The sequence below is a fragment of the Blastococcus sp. TF02A-26 genome, from assembly GCF_003319125.1.
Classification (GTDB): Bacteria; Actinomycetota; Actinomycetes; order Mycobacteriales; family Geodermatophilaceae; genus Trujillonella.
On record NZ_QOHG01000016.1, the window covers coordinates 82178 to 103935 of the forward strand.

Genomic DNA, 21758 nt, shown 5'->3' on the forward strand with positions numbered 1-21758 from the left:
AGATCTGCACAGTCGTCGGCATCAGCGCCTGACGGCGACGACTGTGCAGATCTCGCCGGTCAGCCGGTCAGCGCACCCAGGCCTTGCTGCCGGGCAGGTTGAGCCGGGGCAGGCCGAGGACGTGCTGGGCGATCATGCCCTTGAAGACCTCGGTGGTGCCGCCGTAGGTCGCCGTCCCCTGCGCGAAGCGGTGGGCGTAGTCGATGACGCCGTCCTCGATCGCGCCCTCGGAGCCGTGCGCGAGCAGCGCCTCGGGCCCGACCATGTCGATGAGCTCGGCGATGCCCGCGATGTAGCTCAGCGAGCTCTTGTTGCGACCCATCGGCCCCGGGGTCACCCGGATGGCCTCGGTCTCCACCACGAGGTGGCCGAGCCGGTCGAGGAAGGCCGGGTCGTCGGCGACGAGCGTGCCGTCGGGCCGGGTGGTCCGCTTGGCCCAGCGGGCCGCGGCGTCGATGGCGGCTTCGAACTCCCGGGTGCCCATGGTCATGCCGATGTCGGACAGCCCGTCGTCCGGCCGGCCGGCGCCGTGCTCGGCCGAGAGCGGGCCCTGCAGGGTCGCCCAACCCGCGTTGACGTCGCCCATGCGGTACGTGTCGGACACGTGCACGTCGGTGTAGTAGACGGCGTTGGTCCGCTCGCCGCCGTAGGTGCGGATCGCCTGGATCTCCACGCCCGGGGAGTCCAGCGGCACGAGGAACATGGTCAGACCCTTGTGCTTCGGGGCCTCGGGGTCGGTCCGGGTGATCAGGAACGTGTACTGGCAGTTGTGCGCCCCGGTGGTCCACAGCTTCGAGCCGTTGAGCACCCACTCGTCGCCGTCGCGGACCGCGCGCAGGGTGGCGCCGGCGATGTCCGAGCCGCCCTCGGGGTCGCTGTAGCCGAGGCAGAAGCGCACCCGCCCGGCGGCCACCTCCGGCTTGAGGCGGGCGGCCAGCTCCGGGTCGGCGGAGAGCTCGACCGCGGACCACACCAGGCCCGTGGTGCTGTGGGTGACCATCGGCACCTCGCGACGGGAGAGCTCCAGGGCGAGGATCCGCTGGCAGACGCGGTCCAGCCCGGCGCCACCGTCGGAGACCGGCCAGGCGGGGAACAGCCAGCCCCTGCTCCCCAGGGCCAGGTGCACGCCCTCGTTGAAGCCGTCGCCGGTGCGGCGCTCGTGCTCGTGCACCTCCTCGGTGACGATCTCGTCGAGGAAGGCGCGCACCTCCTGCTGGAAGGCCTGCTGCTCGGGGGTCAGCTCGACGGTGCTGAGGTCCATGTCGTCGTCCTCTCTCAGACCGAGGCCAGCAGGGCGGTGGCGACGGCGCGGCGGTCGGCGCCCGGGTCGCCGCCCAGCACGCTCCAGCCCTTGGCGCGCAGGAAGAAGAGGCTGATGTCGGCCTCGATCGTGAAGCCCAACCCGCCCTGCGTGTGCGCGGAGACCCAGGCGGCCTCGGTGGCGGCGCGCGCGGCGTGCACGAAGGCGGCCAGCGGGAGGTCCGGCCGGGTCCGCGGCTCGTGGGTGGCGTACCAGGCGGCCTTGAGGACGAGGTTGCGCGCACCGGAGAGCTCGGTGACGACGTCGGCCAGCGGGAAGGCGACGCCCTGCAGCGCGCCGATGGCGACCCCGAGGGTGCGGCGGGTCTTGGCGAACTCGACGCCCAGGTCCAGCGCGGACTGGCCGATGCCGACCAGGGCGGCGGCGGTCAGCAGCTTCCACTCGCCGACGGCGGTGCGGAACAGCGCCTCGGCCTCCGGACCGGTGGCGAGCACGGTGCGCTCCCCGGCGGCTGGGTCGAACCAGGCCAGCGGCGTCGACCCCTGGTTGGGCACGTGGGCCGCGGGCTCGGCGACGGTGTGCAGGGTGAGGCCCTCGGCCGACCAGGCGACGACGTCGCGGGCGAGCGCGGCGTCGGGGACCAGCTGACGGTTGCCCCCGACGACGGGCTGCAGGGCCAGGGTGACGATCCGCTCCCCGCCGGCCGCGGCGGCGACCAGCTCGTCGGCTCCGCCCGCGCTCGCCAGCAGCCGCGAGGCGACGACGTGCGAGACCAGCGGGACCGGGGCGACGACCTTGCCGAGCTCCTCGGCGACCAGCACGAGGTCGACGAGCGTCGCGTCGTCACCGCCGACGGCCTCGGGCAGCGCCATCGAGGTCGCGCCCATCGCGACGACCCGCTGCCACAGGTCGGCGTCGAAGCCGAGGGGCTCCGCGTCCCGCACGAGCGAGGAGGGCACCTGCTTGGTGAAGAAGTCGCCGAACCCCTCACGCACCGCCTGCTGGTCCTCGTCGAGGGAGAAGTCCTGGCGCCGCAGCTCGAATCGTTCCATGCCTCTAAATCCATCACACGGACGCTGTGACGGACAAGGGGGTTCCCGGCAGGTCGGGCCGGAACGACGAGGACCCGGGCCGCCGCGTGGCGGGCCGGGTCCTCGGGGGAGATCGGCGGTTACTGCAGGCCGGGGAAGAACAGCGCGATCTCGCGGGCCGCCGACTCCGGGGAGTCCGAGCCGTGGACGATGTTGCTCTGCACCTCGAGCGCGAGGTCCCCGCGGATGGTGCCTGGGGCGGCCTTGACCGGGTCGGTCGCGCCGGCCAGCGCCCGGAACGCCTCGATGGCGCGGGGGCCCTCGACGACGAGGGCGAGCAGCGGGCCGCCGGTGATGAACTCGACGAGCGAGCCGAAGAAGGGCCGCTCGCGGTGCTCGCCGTAGTGCTCCTCGGCGACCTCGCGGCTGAGGGTGCGGAGCTCGGCGGCGACGAGGCGCAGCCCCTTGGCCTCCAGCCGGCTGATCACCTCGCCGACCAGACCGCGCGCGACTCCGTCGGGCTTGACCAGGACAAGGCTGCGTTCCGTCACGGGGCGGGAGCCTATCCCCCGCGCCCGGGCCGCTCGGGGCCCTAGCCTGCGCCGGTGCCCGTCGAGCTCGCGCTGACCCCCGACTCGCGCTGGACCGACGGCACCGCCGAACTGGCCGCGGCGGTAGGTGCGGCGGGGTTCGCCGGTCTCGGGCTCGGGGCCGACCGGGCCTCCGCCCCCGGCGCCGCGGAGGTGCTGGCCGGTGCCGGGCTGCGGTGCTCGGAGCTGCTGGCGCTGCTGGTCTCCCGCAACGAGGAGCGCACGCTGGCCTCGGCGTCCCAGCTCGCCGCCGCGGCGGCCGCGGTCGGCGCGCCGTGGGTGCTGACGGTGCCGGCCGCTCCCCCGTCGGCGGCGGCCGCCGCGCTGCTCGGCCGCTGCGCCGACGTCGTCGCCGAGGCCGGCGCGCGGCTGGCCGTGGAGTTCAGCCCGCTGGGCGTGGTGACGTCGATCCCGGCCGCCCGTGAGCTGATCGCCGCCGCCGACCCGGGCCGGACGGCGGTCATGGTCGACACCTGGCACTTCACCCGGGGCGACAGCACCTGGGCCGACCTGGAGCAGATCCCGCTGGAGGAGATCGCCTACCTGCAGTTCTCCGACGCCCTGGCCCCGGTGGGCGACGACGGCTTCGACGAGACGATGAACCGCCGCGTCTGGCCGGGCGAGGGCACGTTCGAGCTGGAGCGGTTCGCCTCGGTCCTCCGCGACCGGGACTGGAGCGGGACGGTCAGCGTCGAGGTGCTCAACGCCGACCTCGCCCGGCTGCCGGTCGCCGAGTTCGCCCGCGCCGCGTACACCAGCACGGCCCCGTACTGGAGCTGAGCTCAGGCGGGGCCGTCGTCCTCCGGCACGACCGGCTCCCCGAACGGCGAGCCCAGCAGCTCCTTGCGCACCTGGAGCAGGTAGAGCCAGATCAGCAGGAAGATGCCGCCGACGAAGAACATGGCGCTGGTGAGGACGCCGGTCAGCAGCACCGGGACCTGCAGGGCGGTGCCGACCACGAGCCCCCACGGCCGGCGCTGGACCCCGCTGGCGAGGATGAGGACGACGGCCAGCACCAGCAGCGCGGTGAGCCAGGAGCCGCTGAGCCCCTGGTCGGTCGGCGCGACGCCGCGGGGCACGAAGAGGACGGCGATCCCCTCCAGGGCGAGGATCGCGGCGGCCGCACCCCGCAGCGCCCGCGCCGCCCGGACCGGGTCCGGCGCTGTCATGCCTGCTTCCTGCTCAGCAGCGTGCGCGCCTCGCCGGCGGTGATCACGCTGCCGGTGACCAGCACGCCGGATCCGCCGAGGGCGTCGTCCGGACCGGCCTCGGCGAGCTCGATCGCCTCGGTGATCGCCTCCGGCAGCCGCGGGTTCACGCTGACCCGGTCGGCGCCGAACACCTCGACGGCGAGCGCGCCCAGCTCGTCGGCCGGCATCGCCCGCGGGGAGGTGTGCTGGGTGACGACCAGCTCCGCGCAGATGCCCTCGAGCTCGGCGAGCATGCCCGCGACGTCCTTGCCGCGGACGCAGCCGACCACGCCGACGAGCCGGGTGAAGTCGAACGACTCCCGGATCGCCTCGACGGTCGCGGCCATGCCGGCCGGGTTGTGCGCGGCGTCGACCAGCACCGTCGGCGAGGTGCGCACGCGTTCCAGCCGGCCCGGCGAGCGGACGGCGGCGAACGCGCTGCGCACGGTCTCCACGTCGATCGGCCCGGTGGAGGCGCCGGCGCCCAGGAACGCCTCGACGGCGGCCAGCGCGGTGGCCGCGTTCTGCGCCTGGTGCGCGCCGAAGAGCGGCAGGTAGACGTCCTCGTACTCGCCGCCCAGACCCTGCAGCCGCAGCTGCTGACCGCCGACGGCGACCGCCCGCCGGAGCACGCCGAACTCGGTGCCCTCGCGGGCCACGACCGCCTCCACCTCGACCGCGCGGCGGACCAGGGCGTCGAGGGCTCCCGGCTGCTGGGTGGCGAGGACGGCGATCGCGTCGGGCTTGATGATCCCGGCCTTCTCCCCCGCGATCGTCGCGACGTCGGGGCCGAGGTACTCCGCGTGGTCCAGCGCGACCGGGGTGACGACGGCGACGCGGGCGTCGACAACGTTGGTGGCGTCCCAGCGCCCGCCCATGCCGACCTCGACGACGGCGACGTCGACCGGGGCGTCGGCGAACAGCGCGTAGGCCAGGCCCACCATCACCTCGAAGAACGACAGCGGGTGCTCGCTGCCGGCGTCGACCATCTGCACGTAGGGCGCGATGTCCTCGTAGGTCTCGACGAAGCGCTCGGCGCTGACCGGCTCGCCGTCGAGCACGATCCGCTCGCGCATCGACTCCAGGTGCGGGCTGGTGAACCGGCCCACGCGCAGGCCGAACCCGCGCAGCAGCTCGTCGACCATCCGCGCCGTCGTCGTCTTGCCGTTGGTGCCGGCGACCTGGACGACGGGGAACGCGCGGTGCGGCGACCCCAGCAGGTCGACCAGGGCGTTGATGCGGGTGAGGGAGGGCTCCAGGCGCGTCTCGGGCCACCGCGCGAGCAGCTCCTTCTCGACCCGGGCCATGTCACCGGTGCTGCCGCTCATCCGCCCCAGGATGCCAGGCCATGGCCCCGGGCCGACTCCGCGCCTCGGTCCGCTCCTCGCTCGTTCCTCGCTGCGATGCTCCCGCGGCTGTCGTCGGCCGGTCGCTTCCTAGGATGGGGGGCATGACCACCGACACTCGCACCCCGGACGCCGCGGCCCCGGGAGTCGGCGGTGGCGTACCCGAGAAGCCCACCCTCGACGGCCTCGAGGAGAAGTGGACCGCCCGCTGGGCCGCCGAGGACACCTACGCGTTCGACCGCGAGGCGGCGCTGGCCGCGCCGCGCGAGCAGATCTACTCGATCGACACGCCTCCGCCGACCGCGAGCGGGTCGCTGCACGTGGGGCACGTCTTCAGCTACACCCACACCGACATCGTCGCCCGCTACCAGCGGATGCTCGGCAAGCACGTCTTCTACCCGATGGGCTGGGACGACAACGGCCTGCCCACCGAGCGCCGGGTGCAGAACTACTACGGCGTGCGCTGCGACCCCGCGCTCCCCTACGACGGGGACTTCACGCCGCCCGAGAAGCCGGGCAAGGAGCAGCAGCCGATCTCCCGCCGCAACTTCGTCGAGCTGTGCGAGCGGCTGACGGAGGAGGACGAGAAGGCCTTCGAGCAGCTGTGGCGCCGGGTCGGCCTCTCGGTCGACTGGAACATCGTCTACCGGACGATCTCCGTGTCCTCCCGCGCGACCGCGCAGCGGATGTTCCTGCACAACCTCGAGCGCGGCGAGGCCTACGCGCAGGAGGCGCCGACCCTCTGGGACGTCACCTTCCGCACCGCCGTCGCCCAGGCCGAGCTGGAGGACCGCGAGCGCCCCGGTGCCTACCACCGGGTCGGCTTCGCCGGTCCGAACGGTCCGGTGTTCATCGAGACCACCCGCCCCGAGCTGCTGCCGGCCTGCGTCGCGCTGGTCGCCCACCCCGACGACGAGCGCTACCAGCCGCTGTTCGGCCAGACCGTGCGCACGCCGCTGTTCGACGTCGAGGTGCCGGTGGTCGCCCACCGCCTCGCCGAGCCGGACAAGGGCTCGGGCATCGCGATGATCTGCACCTTCGGCGACCTCAACGACGTCACCTGGTGGCGCGAGCTGCAGCTGCCCACCCGCGCGGTGATCGGCTGGGACGGCCGGTTCGTGGGCGACGCCCCCGCCGGTGTGCCCGCCGAGGTCTACGCCGAGCTGGCCGGGAAGACGGCGTTCAGCGCCCAGCAGCAGATCGTGGAGATGCTGCGGGAGTCCGGCGACCTCGAGGGCGAGCCGCGGGCGATCACCCACCCGGTGAAGTTCTTCGAGAAGGGCGAGCGCCCGCTGGAGATCGTCACCACGCGCCAGTGGTACATACGCAACGGCGGCCGGGACGCTTCTCTGCGCGAGGCCCTCGTGGCCCGTGGCAAGGAGATCCAGTGGGTGCCCGAGCACATGCGGCACCGCTACGAGAACTGGGTCGAGGGCCTCAACGGCGACTGGCTGATCAGCCGCCAGCGGTTCTTCGGCGTGCCGTTCCCGGTCTGGTACCGGCTGGACGCCGAGGGTCTCCCGATCCACGACGAGCCGCTGCTGGCGCCCGAATCCGCCCTGCCGGTCGACCCCTCCTCCGACGTGCCGGAGGGCTTCTCCCCGGAGCAGCGCGGGGTCCCCGGCGGCTTCATCGCCGACCCCGACGTCATGGACACCTGGGCGACGTCGTCGCTGTCGCCGCAGGTCGCCTCCGGCTGGGACACCGACCCGGAGCTGTTCGCCAAGGTCTTCCCGATGGACCAGCGGCCGCAGGCACACGACATCATCCGGACCTGGCTGTTCTCGACCGTCGTCCGCTCGCACTTCGAGTTCGGCGCGGTGCCGTGGTCGCACGCCACCATCTCCGGCTTCGTCGTCGACCCCGACCGCAAGAAGATGTCGAAGTCCAAGGGCAACGTCGTCACGCCGATCGACGTGCTCGAGCGCTACGGCACCGACGCGGTGCGCTGGCGCGCAGCCGGTGCCCGGCCAGGTGCGGACTCGCCGTTCGACGAGGCGCAGATGAAGGTCGGCCGGCGGCTGGCCATGAAGATCCTCAACGTCGGCAACTTCGTGCTGGGCCTGGGCGCCACGGCGGGGCTGTCGGCCGAGCAGGTCACCGAGCCGATCGACCGCGGGCTGCTCGCGGGCCTGGCGACGGTCGTCGAGGAGGCGACCACCGCGCTCGAGGCCTACAACTACACCCGCGCGCTCGAGGTCACCGAGGCGTTCTTCTGGTCGTTCTGCGACGACTACGTGGAGCTGGTGAAGACCCGCGCCTACGGCACCGGTGCCGCCGCCGAGTCCGCGCAGGCCGCGCTGGCGATCGCGCTGGACGTGCAGCTGCGGCTGTTCGCGCCGGTGCTGCCGTTCGTCACCGAGGAGGTCTGGTCCTGGTGGCAGACCGGCTCGGTGCACCGCGCGGCGTGGCCGGTGGTGTCGGAGCTGCCCTCGGGCGGCGACCCCGCGGTCGTGACGGTGGTGGCCGAGGCACTGGCTGCGGTGCGCAAGGCGAAGTCGGAGGCCAAGCAGTCGATGCGGGCCGACGTCGAGTCCGCCACCGTGACGGCGCCTGCCGCGCAGGTGGCCCTGGTCGAGGCCGGTCGCGACGACCTCTCCTCGGCCGGGCGGATCGCGTCGCTGTCGGTGGTCGCGGGTGAGGGCCCGCTGGCCGTCGACGTCGTCCTGGCGCCGGCGGCGGGCTGACCTACAGCCACGCGGGGGCGGGGCCCATCCCCAGCCGCCACCGCGCGGCCTCCTCCGAGGGGCTGTAGCTGCCCAGCGCGAGCCGCAGCGCCCGCAGCTGGACGCGGGTGACGGCGAGCTGGGCCGCGCCCCCACGGCCCCGCCCAGGGACGCCCGCGCAGCCGGCGATCGCCGGTGACACGACGTACGCAGCGGCGCCGGAGAGGCCCCGGTAGACCAGCCGCTCCGGCGCGCTGAGGCCGGGCGGGGCGGCCAGGAACTCGCGCAGGTGGTCGGGCACGGGCTGGAGCTCGGGGCGGTGGGCGGCCAGCGCCTCGGCCAGCTCCGCCTGCGTGGCCGGCAGGTCGGTGGCGCCGAGCTCCCGCGCCGCGCGGGCCCACTCCGCCACGTACGCGTCGGGCCAGCCCGGGCCGAACCGGCCGCTCAGGTCGCTGCCCACGGTCAGCTGAGCCGCGAGGAAGGCGTCGGTGAAGGCCAGGTGCACCCAGCGCAGCAGCGTCGGGTCCGACGCCGAGTACGGGCGGCCGTGGACCCGGCCCCGGACGCGGGCGTGCATGCCGCGGACCCGGGCCGCCTCCCGCTCGGCGAGCTCGACGGAGCCGAAGGTGCTCACCACGAGCCAGCGGGCGGTGCCGGCCAGCCGCTTCCACGGGTCCTCGCGGTAGGCGGAGTGCCGTTGGACGCCGGCCAGGGCGAGGGGGTGCGCACCCTGGCCCATCAGCGCCGCGACCCCACCGACGAGGGTCGAGAGGTCGCCGTGCACCCGCCAGACGACGCCGTCCGGCTCGAACCAACCCGGGCCGGTGCCGACGCGGGCGATGTCGCGCACCCAGTCGGGCGCACCGCTCGGGTCACCGGAGACCCGGGCCCGGAAGGTCTCCCGCAGCTGCTCGGGGACCCGGGTCAGTGAGCGCACTCCTCCGAATGTGCCACGCGGCGGCTACTGGAAGCCGATGACCACCGCGATGCCGTCCTCGTCCGCGACGTACACGCCGAGACCGGAGTAGCTGCCGTCGGGGAGCTCGACGGTCAGGGTGACGACGTCGGCGTCGTGGCCGCTGTCGGACTGCACCGCGTCGATCGTGTAGTCCACCGGCAGCGCGGTGGTGATGGCGGCGATGTCGTCGGCCAGCAGCGTCTCGTCGGGGCCGTAGCGGTCCTGGAAGTCGGAGCCGCCGTGGCCGACCGCGCTGGGGAAGTCGCCGAGGACGACGTCGTCCATGAAGGCGGCGGCCCGGTCGACCGAGCCGGGCACGGTGCCACCGTCGCCGGTGTAGGGGGCGCCGTGGTCGTCGGGCACCTGCTCCTCGTCGGCCTCCGGCGGGACGACCGCGTCGCCGTCGACGTCGCCCAGCTGCTCCTCGGCCTGGACGCGCTCGTCGCCGGTGGTGGCGCGGCCGTCGTCGTCGGCCTCGAGCAGCAGGAAGGCGATCACGCCGACCGCGGCGACCAGCAGGACCAGTGCGGCGACCAGCCACGGCACGAGACTGCGCCGCGGCGGGGCCCCGGTGGCGGGCGGCGCGTACTGCTGCTGGATGGTCATCGGGGGCTCCTCCGTCGCCGGCGTGCGGTCGCGCGGGACGCTAGGGCCCGGGCGGTCGGCCTCCGGGGCGGCGCTCGGGACGTTCCCGGTCCGGTTTCACACCCGCCCCTCGCGGACCGCCTGGGGCCGAGCGTTCTACCTGGGTGGCCGGTTCCGGCTCGCCAGCGTTGGCCCTCAGCCGGCCATTCGTCCCTGGCTGGTGGCCGCCCGGGGGACAACGCTCGCGCCGTTGTCCACAGATCGGTGTCTGACGACCGACGACGGAGCCGAGCAACGCAGGCTGCCCGGGTGCACGACCTCCTCCGCCTGCTCGGGCCCGCACGGACGACGTCGACAGTCGCCCTCGCAGCTGCGGCCAGTGAGCGCAGCGTCGGACGCTGGCTGTCCGTCGGGCGGCTGGTGCAACTCCACCCGGGCTGGGTGACTGTGCCGGAGCTGGCCGAGGACTGGACGGTCCGCGCACATGCCGCCACCGGTTACGCGGGCGGACCGCTCAGCCACCTCAGCGCACTCGCCGCGCACCGCGTGATCGACTTCCGGCCGACCCGTCTGCACGTCACGGTGCCGACCGGACGACGGGTCCGGGGGTCGCGGCACCTGAGGGTCCACCGCAGCCAGACGCCTCCCGGCGTCGTCCGGGCGGACGGCCTCCCGGTGACATCGCTCGCGCGGTCGCCGGTCGACGCTTGGGGCGTCGCGAACCGCAGGAACGCGCTACGAGGGACCGATGCGGTCGTGCGCGGCGCCCTGCTCAGCGCCACCCGCGAGAAGCGGCTCACCGCCGCCGCCGTGGGTGCCGCGCTCGACGCCCGGCCCGAACTCCCCGGCCGGGCAGCGCTGGTGGAGCTGCTCGGGCTCATCGGCGGGGGCTGCCAGAGCGAGCTCGAGGTCTTCGGGGTGCTGCACGTGCTCGACGTCCCCGGTCTCCCTCGGTACAGGCAGCAACACCGCGTCGGCCTCCCGGGCGGCCCGGTCGAGCTCGACGTCGCCTGGCCCGAGGTCCGGCTGGCCGTCGAGCTGGACGGCGCGGCCTTCCACGGAAGTCGGGAGGCGCGGGAGGCGGACATCGCCCGGGACGTCGCCCTGGCCGCCCGCGGCTGGCTCGTGCTCCGCTTCAGCTACCGTCGGCTGACGCGTGCCCCGGAGGGATGCCGCGCCCAGATCGCGGCTGTCTACCGGCAGCGTCTGGGCGTTGCCCCGTGAGCAGCCAGTCGTGACGACGTGGTGGCCGGTGCAGGGCCAACGCTCGCGGCGAGGAGTGACGAACGCCGACGAGCCCGCCCCCGGGGTCGGGGACGGGCTCGTCGAGGCGGAGCGAGAGCGGCTAGGCCGACTTCTCGCGGGGAGTGCGGGTCGGCTTGCGGGGCACGATCGTCGGGTTGACGTGCTCCAGCACGACCTCCTTGGTGATCACCACGGAGGCGACGTCGTCGCGGCTGGGGACCTCGTACATCACCGACTGCAGCACCTCCTCCATGATCGCGCGGAGCCCGCGGGCGCCGGTGCCACGGAGAATGGCCTGGTCGGCGATCGCCTCGAGCGCGTCGTCGGAGAACTCGAGGTCCACCCCGTCGAGCTCGAACAGCCGCCGGTACTGGCGCACCAGGGCGTTCTTCGGCTCGGTGAGGATGTTGATCAGCGCCTCGCGGTCCAGCTTCTGCACCGCGGTGATCACCGGGAGCCGGCCGATGAACTCGGGGATCATCCCGAACTTCAGCAGGTCCTCGGGCATGACCTCGTTGAACATGTTCGACTCGTCGAGCTCGCGCTTGCTCGTGATCTCGGAGCCGAAGCCGATGCCCTGCTTGCCGACCCGCTGCTCGATGACCTTCTCGAGCCCGGCGAAGGCGCCACCCACGATGAACAGCACGTTCGTGGTGTCGATCTGGATGAACTCCTGGTGCGGGTGCTTGCGCCCGCCCTGCGGCGGCACCGAGGCGGTGGTGCCCTCGAGGATCTTCAGCAGCGCCTGCTGCACGCCCTCACCGGAGACGTCGCGGGTGATCGACGGGTTCTCGCTCTTGCGGGCGATCTTGTCGACCTCGTCGATGTAGATGATGCCGGTCTCGGCGCGCTTGACGTCGTAGTCGGCGGCCTGGATGAGCTTGAGGAGGATGTTCTCGACGTCCTCGCCGACGTAGCCGGCCTCGGTCAGCGCCGTGGCGTCGGCGATCGCGAACGGGACGTTGAGCATCCGCGCGAGGGTCTGCGCCAGGTGCGTCTTGCCGCACCCGGTCGGACCCATCAGCAGGATGTTCGACTTCGCCAGCTCCACCGACTCGTCACGGGTGCCGCCGCCGGCCTGCACCCGCTTGTAGTGGTTGTAGACGGCGACGGCGAGGGCGCGCTTCGCCGTCTCCTGGCCGATGACGTACTGGCCGAGGAAGTCGTGGATCTCCTTGGGCTTCGGCAGCTCGTCGAACTTGAGGTCCGACGACTCCGAGAGCTCTTCCTCGATGATCTCGTTGCAGAGGTCGATGCACTCGTCGCAGATGTAGACCCCGGGGCCAGCGATGAGCTTCTTGACCTGCTTCTGGCTCTTCCCGCAGAACGAGCACTTGAGCAGGTCACCGCTCTCACCGATTCGTGCCACCTGCTGACCTCCAGATCGGGGGAAAAGGTCCGTCGGTCCGCGGACCCGCTGTCTTGCTGGACTGCCCGTGCTCGACCCCGCTGCCAGTGCTCCGCGAGGTGCTCCTCCCGGCGCTGCCGGCCGGGGATCGGGCGCTCGTCGACGGTACCCGGCGCCCCCGACGCCCGGGGCGTCCGACGCACCCGCCGAGCCGGAGCCCCACGGGTGGTGTCGTCCCACTCGGCACTGGTGACCCCCTGCGCACTGCGCCCCCGGAAGGGGGCTCCTCAGACGGTACGGGCCGAGGGCGCGACACGCGACGCCTCGGCCCGTACCGACTCAGGAGGTGATCAGCTGCTGGCCGGCAGCGCGTTGAGCTTCCGGCTCTGGATGACCTGGTCGACGATCCCGTAGTCCTTGGCCTCGGTGGCCGTGAGGATCTTGTCGCGGTCGATGTCCTGCCGGACCTGCTCGGCCGTCCGGCCGGTGTGCCGCGCGAGGATCTCCTCCATCTGCGTGCGCACCCGCTCGATCTCGGCCGCGTGGATCTCCAGGTCCGACACCTGGCCGCCGGCCTCGCCGGAGGGCTGGTGGATCAGGACGCGGGAGTACGGCAGCGCCAGTCGCTTGCCCGGGGTGCCGGCCGCGAGCAGGACGGCGGCAGCGGAGGCGGCCTGGCCCATGCAGACGGTCTGGATGTCCGGGCGGACGAACATCATCGTGTCGTAGATGGCCATCAGCGACGTGAACGAGCCACCGGGCGAGTTGATGTAGATCGTGATGTCGCGGTCGGGGTCCGTGGACTCCAGCGTGATGAGCTGGGCCATCACGTCGTTGGCCGAGGCGTCGTCGATCTGCACCCCGAGGAAGATGATCCGCTCCTCGAAGAGCTTGTTGTAGGGGTTGCTCTCCTTCATGCCGTAGCTCGTCCGCTCCACGAAGGAGGGGAGGATGTAGCGGCTGGAGGGCAGCTGGAAACCGCTCATGGTCGTCAGTCCTCGCTGCTCAGTTGTCGGTGACCGGGTTGGCGCTGTCGGTCATGGCGGCCTTGCTGACGACGTGGTCGACGAAGCCGTACTCGAGGGCCTCGGCCGCGGTGAACCACCGGTCGCGGTCGGAGTCCTTCTCGATCTGCTCGACGGTCTGCCCCGTGTGGAAGGACTGCAGCTCGTTGAGCTCCTTCTTCGTGCGGCGGAACAGGTCGGCCTGGATGGCGATGTCGGCCGCGGTGCCGCCGACGCCGGCCGAGGGCTGGTGCATCATGATCCGCGCGTGGGGCAGGGCGTACCGCTTGCCCTTGGTGCCCGCGGTCAGGAGGAACTGGCCCATCGAGGCGGCCAGGCCCATGCCGTAGGTCGCGACGTCGCAGTCGATGAACTGCATCGTGTCGTAGATGGCCATGCCGGCGCTGACCGAGCCGCCGGGCGAGTTGATGTACAGGTGGATGTCGCTCTTCGGGTCCTCGGCGCTCAGCAGCAGCATCTGCGCGGCGAGCTGGTTGGCGATGACGTCGTCGACCTGGGTGCCCAGGAAGATGATGCGCTCGCGCAGCAGGCGCTCGTAGACCGAGTCGTTGAGGTTCATCCCCCCGCCGGCGCCGCGCAGCAGCGGGGCGCTCGCCGGGTTCGAGTGGGTGCTCACGGGTGTGGTGACCTCCGTAGGACGGTCGGGCAGTCGGTCTGGAGTGGACGGTTCGAAGGTGGTGCGGGGCCCGATGGCGCGCCGCCCGGAGGGGTCTCCCCCGGTGCTCGCCTGAGTCCTGTCGACCCTAACGCGCGGCCCGCGGGCAGGAGTCCCGACCGGAGGGGTGTTCGCCGTGGGCGCAGCGCTCCTACCCGGCCCGGAAACGCAACGACGCCGTCCCTCCCCCGGATCGCAGGGGCGGGACGGCGTCGTCTTCCAGGCGCGTCAGGCCTTGGTGTCCTCGTCGGGGCTGTCCGCGCTCTCGGAGCTGTCGGCGCTGTCCGCGGACTCGAGGTCGGCGGGCGAGGCGTCGGCGTCCTCGGTGGCGGCGTCGGCCTGGATCGTCTTCGGGCGCAGGGCCTCGAGGTCGACGACGTTGCCGGACTCGTCGGTGATCGTCGTCTGCTCGAGCAGCTGGGCGAGGGTCTTGGTGCGGCGGACGTCGGCCACGAACTCGGCGATGTTGCCGCCCTGCTGCAGCTGCTGCGCGTACTGCTCCGGGCTCATCCGGTTGCGCTGGGCCTGGGCCATGATCTGCGCGGAGAGGTCGTCGTTGTCGACGGTGACCTCGCGCTCGTCGGCGATCGCGTCGAGGACGAACTGCGTCTTGACCGCCTCCTCGATGTTCTTGCGCTGGTCGGCGTCGTAGGCCTCACGGCTCTCGACCCCGGACATCTCGAGGAAGGCGTCCCAGTCCATGCCGGCCTTCTGGAGCTCCTGGGCCATGGCGTTGTTGCGCCACTCGACCTCGCGCTCGACCAGGTTCTCCGGGATCGGCACCTCGACGGTCTCGAGCAGGTGCTCGACCAGCTTGTCGCGGGCCTGCGCGCCCTGCTGCAGCGTCTTGGTGCGGGAGAGGCGGGTGCGGACGTCGTCGCGCAGCTCCTCGAGCGTCTCGAACTCGCTCGCGGTGGTGGCGAACTCGTCGTCGAGCTCGGGGAGCTCCTTCTCCTTGACCGAGCGGACGGTCACGGTGACCTCGGCGGTCTTGCCGGCGTCGGGGCCGTTGAGCAGCGCGGTCTCGAAGGTCTTCGACTCGTCGACGGACAGCCCGCGGACGGCGTCGTCGAGGCCCTCCATCAGCTGGCCGGAGCCGACCTCGTAGGACATGCCGCTGGTGGAGCCGTCCTCCAGGACCTCGCCGTCGAGCTTGGCCTCGAGGTCGATGGAGACGAAGTCGCCGTCCTGGGCCGCGCGCTCGACGGCGTTCAGCATGGCGAAGCGCTCGCGCATGACCGAGATCTGCTGCTCGACGTCCTCGTCGGAGACCTCGACGTCGTCGACGGTCACCGTGAGCTCGCCCAGGTCGGGCAGCTCCAGCTTGGGGGCGACGTCGACCTCGGCGGTGAACTCGAGGACCTGGTTGTCCTCGAGCTTGGTCACCTCGACGTCGGGCTGGCCGATGACGCGGACCTGGTTCTCGCGGACGACCTCGGAGTAGACCTCGGGGATCGCGTGGTTGACGACCTGCTCGAGGACGGCGGGGCGGCCGACGCGCTGGTCGATGATGCGGTTGGGCACCTTGCCGGGGCGGAAGCCGGGGATGCGCACCTGGTTGCGGAGCTCCTTGTAGACCTCGCCGAACGCGTGGTCCAGGTCCCCCCAGGGCACCTCGATCGCCAGCCGGACCCGCGTGGGGCCCAGTTCCTCGATGGTGCTCTTCACAGCGCAGTGCTCCTCGGAAATCGCAGTCAGGATGGGCGTCGGGCAGGACGGACGACGCCGGTCGACCCCCGAGTCTAGAGAGGTCGCGGCTTGGGCCGGTGTGGCGGTCGGGGTGACAGGATTTGAACCTGCGGCCCCCTGCTCCCAAAGCAGGTGCGCTACCAAGCTGCGCCACACCCCGTGGCGGGCCGAGTCTAGGTGCTCGCCGGACCGCTCAGAGCCGAGGAACCGATGACGACGGTGTCCCACCCGGTGTTCGCGCGGCTGTGGCCGCGGCTGGCGGCTGCCGGGGAGCGCCAGGGGACGTCTGAACTGCGGGACCGGCTGCTTGCTCCTGCTTCCGGCCGGGTGCTGGAGGTCGGCGCCGGGAGCGGCACCAACTTCGGGCACTACCCGCCTTCGGTGAGCGAGGTGGTGGCGGTCGAGCCGGAGCCGCGGTTGCGTGCGCTGGCGGCTGCGGCTGCTTCTCCTGTACTGGTTCGGGTGGTGGACGGCGAGGCCTCTGCCCTGCCGGCCGGCGACGGCGAGTTCGACGTGGTGGTGGCGTCGCTGGTGCTGTGCAGCGTGCCAGCGCAGGCGCGGGCGCTCGCCGAGGTGCGACGGGTGCTGCGGCCGGGCGGGCGGCTGCTGTTCTGGGAGCACGTGCGCGGGGACGGCGGACTGGCGCGGACGCAGCGGGTGCTGGACGCGACGGTGTGGCCGTTTCTCGCGGGCGGATGTCACACGGGGCGGGACACTCTGGCCGCGATCGAGGCGGCCGGCTTCACGATCGAGCGGCTGGAGCGCTTCGACTTCCCGGAGCTCGCGGTGAACCTGAACCCCACCCGGCCGCAGGTCCTCGGGACGGCGGTCCGGGGCTGACCGCGGGACCGGTTACGCTGACCGGGCACCTCGCGGGTGTAGCTCAATGGTAGAGCCCCAGCCTTCCAAGCTGGCCATGCCGGTTCGATCCCGGTCACCCGCTCCATGCCCTGACCGGCTCGTATGCCCGTCTGCGCAGCTCAGCGCAGCCTGTGCGCCGCTCCCGTGCCTTAACGGTGCTGACCCTTGCTGACCGCTGATCACCGGCTTTGGCCGGTGCTTAAGGCACGGATAAGGCACGCCCCGGCCGTGAATGACCTCGACGTCGCGCAGCTTCGTGCAGGTGCAGGGGCACGGGCCGCCAGCCCACGAGCGACGCTGCGTATGGACCGCCAAGCGTTGTCTCGTGGCCGGCCTGTGCCGCATCAAGAGCGGCCGGCGCACCGTGATCGCGGGCTGACCGTCCCGCGTCTTTCACGCGTCGTGGCGGACATCAAGCGGGGGCAGCGAGTCCACCACCCTGATCGTCTCCAAGGAGACTGTGACGACGCGTGCCAGCAGATCAACGATGTAGCGCGGATCGCCGACTTCGCGGGACCAGTCGTTGGGGTCGTTGACGATGCCCGACGCCTTGTCGGTCTTCACCCAGTAGCGGTCGATGATCCACTCGATCGCCGACCGGCTGCCGAGCATGTACCGGTACGCCTCTTCTGGGATGCCGCGCAGGGTAATCCGGTCGTTGTAGTGGATCACCGACCGATCGTGTCGTAGCCCAGCGGCCTTCTGCTCCGCGGTCGGCTTGCCGACGGCCATCTTCTTGTCCCGGACAGCGAAGAACGCGTAGTCCGCCTCGCCGCCGGGACCGGGGACGTCGAGGCCCTCCAGCGGGTACGGCTCGACGGTCTCGTAGCCCAGGTGCAGCTCGGCCAACTGCTTACCCGCGTCGACGAAGGCGCGGAAGTCCATAGCGAACGGGATGCGGGGCAGCATCTTCTTCAGATCCGCGGCGTAGGTCTCCCGGTACTCCGGCGAGTGCAGCAGCCCGTACACATAGTTGAAGATGTCGTCCTTGCTCAGCGACTCGTCTGGGTACGCCGCCGAGAACGCGGCCAGTGCCTCATCGGTGATGTTGTCGATCCGCCGGTAGCCGTCGACCACCTCCCCCTGGTGGACGTCGAACATCCCCGACTCGTCGACCTTCTCGTACCGCCACCGCGCGAAGAACTTGCCGCCACTACCTGCGCCTGTGACATGAAGGTTCGGTAGGCAGTCGAGACTGAGTACCGAGAAGGGGACATCCGAGCCCGCCCCAACCTGGTAAATGCCGAGATTGCTCGCCTGTGGAGCAGGGAAAAGCTCGTACAGGCGGTAGACCATGTCGTTCAATGCACGACTGAAGTAGACCGCTTGCTTGGTGAATGGGCGATACACACTGGTCACGACTCGGTCCTCTTCGAAGCGGCGCTCCCGCCGCCGGTCGAGGTCCGCCAGAAGACTGCGGTTCCAGCTGATCAGCTTGTCGTCGCGGGTCGCATTGGACGAGGACCGCCCAGCGGCCCTGTCAGCCTCGTAGGTGCTGACAAGGCGCCGCATGTTTGCTTCGACCACGTGTGGCCCGAACGAGTAGCACCAGGGATCCCGGTTCGTCTTGAGGCCGCCCGACTGGACGGCGAACACGTCCTCCACGGGCAGAAAGCGGTCGAAGTCGTCGGTTCGCTGATGCACCCAGTCGCCGTGCTCGTTGGCGATGATGACGACCGGGGTCAGGCTGCCGATGCTGCCGACTTCTGCAACCGTGGCAAGCTTCTCCTCGCGGGTGAGATAGTCGCCGACGTCGGTGTAATGCACGCTGGCCGGCCCAGTCGCTGCCGGCTCCTTGACCAGAATCGTGATGGCCACGGTGGCCCGGCTGCCGCTGCCGAAGACCTTGCCGCCCTCGCGCCGAGAATCCTCACCCGAGGTGCGCTGGTTGCCACGCAGGTTGAAGACGTGAATCGCGGAGAACTCTTCGGCGAGCGTCTTGCGCATGCCGTCAGCGGTGTTCGAGTCCAGAAACCCGCCGTTGGTCACGAACGCCACGATGCCGCGGTCCTGAATCCGCAGCGTGGCCCACTTGATGGCCCGGATGTACGAGTCGTACAGCGAGTTCTTGTTAGTCGCCGTCGACCGAGCGGCGTAGGTGTCCCGAATCGCGGCGTCCAGGGTCGGGTACTTCTCGTTCGCGTTGTCGTCGTTGGCGGAATCCTGCCCAGATGAATAGGGCGGATTGCCGATGATGACCTGGATCGGCAACTGCTTCTGCCGTTCCAGCCGCTCGTTGTTCTCCGGCATGACGTCGATGTCCTGCTGGTCGCCGTCTTCCCACGACTGGAAGCTGTCGGTGAGCACCAGGCCGGGAAACGGCTGCGGCGTCCCCTCGAGATCCTCGAACGTCGTCTCGATATTGGCCGCGGCGATGTAGTAGGCCAGCAGCAGAATCTCGTTGGCGTGCAGCTCGTTGGCGTACTTCCGCGCCAGATCGTGCGGCTCGATCAGCCCGCTCTGCAGCAGCCGCACCAGGAAAGTCCCGGTGCCGGTAAACGGGTCGAGCACGTGCACGCCCTCATCGGTAAGCCCCTGGCCGAACTCGGCGCGCAGCACCTCGTCGGCCGAGCGGAGGATGAAGTCGACGATCTCCACCGGCGTGTAGACGATGCCGAGCTTCGCCACCGTCTTCGGGAACGCGGTTGCGAAGAACTTGTCGTAGAGCTCGACGAGCACCCGCTGCTTGCCGGCCGCGTTGTCCACCCCGGCCACCCGCTTGCGCACGGTGTCGTAGAAGCCCTCGAGCGTCTCGTTCTCCACGCCGACAGCGTGCGCATCGAGCACCGCCAGCATGTTCTCCATCGTCCGAGCCACCGGGTTGCCGGCCAGGAAGCTGGAGTGGGCGAACAGCGCCTCGAACACCGGCCGGGTGATCAGGTGCTGGGCCAGCATGTCGATCGCGGCGTCATCGGTGATCGAGTCGTTCAGATTCCCGCGCAGGCCGGCGACGAAGTGCTCGAACTCGTCGGCCGCCGGTCCGGGCTTGGCGAGCAGGCCCTTGATCCGGGTGACGTGCGCGGCGGCGATGTCGGCGATGTCCTTCGCCCAGGTCTCCCAGTACCGGCGCTCGCCGACCTTGGCCACGATCCGCGCGTACATCGCGTCCCGGAATTCGTCCGCCGGGAACTCCATGAGCAGTTGCTCGGTGGTCTTCCGCGTGGGCTGGTCCGGGTCGGGCACGGTCACGCCGTCGCCGTCCGTCGGGCCGGTGATCGTGACGACCTCGATGGTGTCGGGCTTTCGCTTGTTCAGCTCGATCTGGTTGACCATCGCGTGGAAGCGGTCATCGTGGCTGCGCAGCGCCTGCAGCACCTGCCAGACGACCTTGTAGCGCTCGTTGTCCCGCAGCGCCTCCTCCGGGGCGATGCCGCTGGGCACCACCACCGGCAGCACGATGTAGCCGAGCTCCTTGCCGGGCGCCTTACGCATCACTCGGCCGACGGACTGCACGACGTCCACCTGCGAGCCACGCGGGGTGAGGAAAAGGACGGCGTCCAGCGCCGGCACGTCGACGCCCTCGGACAGGCAACGGGCGTTGGTGAGCACCCGGCACACGCCGTCCTGCGGGGTCTCCTTCAGCCAGGCCAGGTGGGTGTTGCGCTCGTGTACCCCCATCGTGCCGTCGACGTGCGCCGCTTGAATGCGCAGTCGCGGCCGGTCCTCGGGCGCGTCGATCTGCGCCCGGTCGGCGAGGTCGGGGAACGCTGCAGCCGCGGCCTTGGACGCCCTGATGTGCTGGGCGAAAGCCACGGCCGTCCGCATCGGTGTCCGATCGACGACCACACCATCGCCGATGGTCGCCGGTCCGAAGTTCTTTGCCAGTCCGTTCCAGCAGCCGATGAGCTTCGCGGCCTGGTCCAGGGGGATCTCTCCGGCGTTGGCCATCGCCTGCTGGAAGTTCTCCGCGACGTACTTCTCGTCGACCGCCAGCACCAGCACCTTGTAGTCGGTGAGCAGGTCGGCCTCGACCGCCTGCCCAAACCCGAGCTTGTGCAGCTCGGGGCCGAAGACCTCGACGTCGCCCATGTCGGCCAGCACCGCGTCGGCTTCGGTCGCCTTGCGCTTGACCTCGTCGCCGAACACCCGTGGGGTCGCGGTCATGTAGAGCCGCTTGGTCGCCTTGAGGGCGTCGGCGTCGTGCACCCGGACGAACGTCGACTCGTCCCCCTCGGCCAGAGTGACGCCGGTCGTGCGGTGGGCCTCGTCGCAGACGACCAGGTCGAAGCTCGGCAGACCCCGCTCCTGGGCCTGGATCACCACGTCGATCGACTGGTAGGTGGAGAAGACCACCCGCATGCGTCCGGGAGCCTGCTCGCCCTTCTCGAAGCGAGTCAGCAAGGTCTGCGGATCGGTCGAGGCGGGCTCGGTCAGGTCGATCGGGAGCTGGTCGGCGTCGTCGGACGGCGTGCGCCGTCCGACCCGGACGTCGGAGCAGACTGCGTACGGCGCGATGTCCACCTCGGCGTTGGCCATCCACTCCCGCAGGCTCTGGCTCAGCAGCTGGATGCTCGGCACGAGAAACAGCACGGTGCCGCCCGCGCCCACCAGGTCCTCAGCGATCCGCAGGCTGGTGAAGGTCTTCCCGGTGCCGCAGGCCATCACCAGCTGGCCCCGGTCGTGCTCGGCGAGCCCGGCTCGAACGTCGTCCAGCGCCTTCTGCTGGTGCGGGCGCAGCGCCTTCTTGCCCGTCGGGACGACGACCTCCGGCGTCGTCCAGGAGAACTGGTCCCAGTCGATGGCGGCGTCGGCGAGATACCCGATGTCGACGCGCTGAGCGACGCCCCCGGCGAGCGTCTCCTCGGCGTTGGCCGACCAGCCGGCCGCGGTGTCGAACACGATCCGCCTGGTGAACTGGGCGGAGGCGGAGGCGGAGACGAACGAGTCGATGTCGGCCTTGGCGACCGTGCGACCCGGTGCGTAAAACTTGCACTGGATCGCGGTGAGCCCGCCGTCGTCGGCGTTCGCAGCGACCAGGTCGATGCCGGTGTCCGGCCGGCCGGCGCGCTCGGGCCAGTCCGACCACAGCCAGACGTCGGAAAACCGCGACTTCCACTCGGGGTCGGAGGTCAGGTAGGCCCTAATCAGTCGCTCGAACTTGCTGCCCTTGTCCCGCTCGTCCAGCGCTTCGCTGCGCAGCCGGTCCAGGACAGCGTGGATCGTCCCCGTCACGCTTCGTATCTTGCCCGACAGAACCCGCAGACAGGGTTGCCCGTCCGGACGAGTCCTCCCGGCGTAGCGCGCGAGATCGACAGAGCCCTCGTCCGCCGCCGTTGCCCCACGGTCGACGACCACCTCCCCAGCCCCG

Annotated in this window: 16 protein-coding genes and 2 tRNA genes; 5 read left to right on the forward strand and 13 right to left on the reverse strand. The window is 71.3% G+C overall.

What is annotated here, in order from left to right; all coding sequences use genetic code 11:
• Nucleotides 1-67: 67 nt before the first annotated feature.
• The 3 genes from DQ240_RS17360 to ndk form a co-directional block, all read right to left on the reverse strand.
• A complete protein-coding gene (locus DQ240_RS17360) occupies nucleotides 68-1261 on the reverse strand; it encodes an acyl-CoA dehydrogenase family protein (RefSeq protein ID WP_113840875.1) in 1194 nt (397 codons plus the stop codon).
• Nucleotides 1262-1275: 14 nt separating this feature from the next.
• On the reverse strand, nucleotides 1276-2313 hold the full coding sequence (locus tag DQ240_RS17365; protein ID WP_113840876.1) for an acyl-CoA dehydrogenase family protein: 1038 nt from the start codon (nucleotides 2311-2313) through the stop codon (nucleotides 1276-1278).
• Between the two features lie 119 nt (nucleotides 2314-2432).
• Nucleotides 2433-2843: a nucleoside-diphosphate kinase gene (gene ndk / locus DQ240_RS17370; RefSeq protein ID WP_113840877.1), complete on the reverse strand. Its 411-nt coding sequence runs from the start codon at nucleotides 2841-2843 to the stop codon at nucleotides 2433-2435.
• 54 nt (nucleotides 2844-2897) lie between these two features.
• On the opposite strand from ndk, the gene DQ240_RS17375 reads away from it, so the two are divergent.
• The gene (locus tag DQ240_RS17375; RefSeq protein ID WP_113840878.1) at nucleotides 2898-3662 is read left to right on the forward strand and encodes a sugar phosphate isomerase/epimerase; all 765 of its coding nucleotides are present in this window, start codon (nucleotides 2898-2900) and stop codon (nucleotides 3660-3662) included.
• Nucleotides 3663-3664: 2 nt separating this feature from the next.
• Here the strand turns inward: DQ240_RS17375 and DQ240_RS17380 are convergent, their stop codons facing one another.
• Together DQ240_RS17380 and DQ240_RS17385 are read right to left on the reverse strand one after the other, a co-directional pair.
• Nucleotides 3665-4051 (reverse strand): DUF4233 domain-containing protein, encoded by a 387-nt coding sequence (locus tag DQ240_RS17380; RefSeq protein WP_113840879.1) that lies wholly within the window; start codon nucleotides 4049-4051, stop codon nucleotides 3665-3667.
• A complete protein-coding gene (locus DQ240_RS17385; protein ID WP_113840880.1) occupies nucleotides 4048-5400 on the reverse strand; it encodes a folylpolyglutamate synthase/dihydrofolate synthase family protein in 1353 nt (450 codons plus the stop codon). The genes DQ240_RS17380 and DQ240_RS17385 overlap by 4 nt, the downstream gene beginning before the upstream one ends.
• A 122-nt stretch (nucleotides 5401-5522) precedes the next feature.
• Between DQ240_RS17385 and valS the strand changes: the two genes are divergently transcribed.
• Entirely contained in the window at nucleotides 5523-8105 is a 2583-nt protein-coding gene (valS, locus tag DQ240_RS17390; protein ID WP_113840881.1) for a valine--tRNA ligase, read from the forward strand.
• Between the two features lies 1 nt (nucleotide 8106).
• Here the strand turns inward: valS and DQ240_RS17395 are convergent, their stop codons facing one another.
• Nucleotides 8107-9021: an oxygenase MpaB family protein gene (locus DQ240_RS17395; protein ID WP_113840882.1), complete on the reverse strand. Its 915-nt coding sequence runs from the start codon at nucleotides 9019-9021 to the stop codon at nucleotides 8107-8109.
• A gap of 24 nt (nucleotides 9022-9045) precedes the next feature.
• Nucleotides 9046-9648, reverse strand: a complete 603-nt coding sequence (locus tag DQ240_RS23360; protein ID WP_158548767.1) for a hypothetical protein — start codon at nucleotides 9646-9648, stop codon at nucleotides 9046-9048.
• A 735-nt stretch (nucleotides 9649-10383) separates the two neighbouring features.
• On the opposite strand from DQ240_RS23360, the gene DQ240_RS23365 reads away from it, so the two are divergent.
• Complete coding sequence (locus DQ240_RS23365) at nucleotides 10384-10851, forward strand: endonuclease domain-containing protein (RefSeq protein ID WP_158548769.1); 468 nt, start codon at nucleotides 10384-10386, stop codon at nucleotides 10849-10851.
• A 121-nt stretch (nucleotides 10852-10972) separates the two neighbouring features.
• On the opposite strand, the gene clpX is transcribed toward DQ240_RS23365, so the two are convergent.
• The 5 genes from clpX to DQ240_RS17425 all read right to left on the reverse strand — a co-directional run bounded on the left by clpX (nucleotide 10973) and on the right by DQ240_RS17425 (nucleotide 15749).
• The gene (gene clpX / locus DQ240_RS17405; RefSeq protein WP_113840884.1) at nucleotides 10973-12241 is read right to left on the reverse strand and encodes an ATP-dependent Clp protease ATP-binding subunit ClpX; all 1269 of its coding nucleotides are present in this window, start codon (nucleotides 12239-12241) and stop codon (nucleotides 10973-10975) included.
• Nucleotides 12242-12570: 329 nt separating this feature from the next.
• A complete protein-coding gene (locus DQ240_RS17410; RefSeq protein WP_113840885.1) occupies nucleotides 12571-13206 on the reverse strand; it encodes an ATP-dependent Clp protease proteolytic subunit in 636 nt (211 codons plus the stop codon).
• A 19-nt stretch (nucleotides 13207-13225) separates the two neighbouring features.
• Complete coding sequence (locus tag DQ240_RS17415) at nucleotides 13226-13804, reverse strand: ATP-dependent Clp protease proteolytic subunit (protein ID WP_113840906.1); 579 nt, start codon at nucleotides 13802-13804, stop codon at nucleotides 13226-13228.
• A gap of 324 nt (nucleotides 13805-14128) precedes the next feature.
• Nucleotides 14129-15568, reverse strand: coding sequence for a trigger factor (tig, locus tag DQ240_RS17420; RefSeq protein ID WP_158548771.1), 1440 nt, complete (start codon nucleotides 15566-15568; stop codon nucleotides 14129-14131).
• Nucleotides 15569-15675: 107 nt separating this feature from the next.
• Nucleotides 15676-15749 (reverse strand) — tRNA-Pro (locus tag DQ240_RS17425).
• A gap of 50 nt (nucleotides 15750-15799) precedes the next feature.
• Between DQ240_RS17425 and DQ240_RS17430 the strand changes: the two genes are divergently transcribed.
• Nucleotides 15800-16429, forward strand: coding sequence for a class I SAM-dependent methyltransferase (locus DQ240_RS17430; RefSeq protein ID WP_113840887.1), 630 nt, complete (start codon nucleotides 15800-15802; stop codon nucleotides 16427-16429).
• Between the two features lie 32 nt (nucleotides 16430-16461).
• Nucleotides 16462-16535, forward strand: a tRNA-Gly gene (locus DQ240_RS17435).
• A 308-nt stretch (nucleotides 16536-16843) separates the two neighbouring features.
• Here the strand turns inward: DQ240_RS17435 and DQ240_RS17440 are convergent.
• Nucleotides 16844-21622, reverse strand: coding sequence for a type ISP restriction/modification enzyme (locus tag DQ240_RS17440; protein ID WP_113840907.1), 4779 nt, complete (start codon nucleotides 21620-21622; stop codon nucleotides 16844-16846).
• Between the last annotated feature and the right edge of the window lie 136 nt (nucleotides 21623-21758).

What these genes read in the sequence shown, in the direction of transcription:
- DQ240_RS17410 (WP_113840885.1), bottom strand. Translation starts at nt 13,206, where the DNA reads ATGAGCGGTTTCCAGCTGCCCTCCAGCCGCTACATCCTCCCCTCCTTC.
- DQ240_RS17360 (WP_113840875.1), bottom strand. Translation starts at nt 1,261, where the DNA reads ATGGACCTCAGCACCGTCGAGCTGACCCCCGAGCAGCAGGCCTTCCAG.
- DQ240_RS23360 (WP_158548767.1), bottom strand. Translation starts at nt 9,648, where the DNA reads ATGACCATCCAGCAGCAGTACGCGCCGCCCGCCACCGGGGCCCCGCCG.
- DQ240_RS17415 (WP_113840906.1), bottom strand. Translation starts at nt 13,804, where the DNA reads ATGAACCTCAACGACTCGGTCTACGAGCGCCTGCTGCGCGAGCGCATC.
- DQ240_RS17380 (WP_113840879.1), bottom strand. Translation starts at nt 4,051, where the DNA reads ATGACAGCGCCGGACCCGGTCCGGGCGGCGCGGGCGCTGCGGGGTGCG.
- DQ240_RS17430 (WP_113840887.1), top strand. Translation starts at nt 15,800, where the DNA reads ATGACGACGGTGTCCCACCCGGTGTTCGCGCGGCTGTGGCCGCGGCTG.
- DQ240_RS17365 (WP_113840876.1), bottom strand. Translation starts at nt 2,313, where the DNA reads ATGGAACGATTCGAGCTGCGGCGCCAGGACTTCTCCCTCGACGAGGAC.
- DQ240_RS17385 (WP_113840880.1), bottom strand. Translation starts at nt 5,400, where the DNA reads ATGAGCGGCAGCACCGGTGACATGGCCCGGGTCGAGAAGGAGCTGCTC.
- valS (WP_113840881.1), top strand. Translation starts at nt 5,523, where the DNA reads ATGACCACCGACACTCGCACCCCGGACGCCGCGGCCCCGGGAGTCGGC.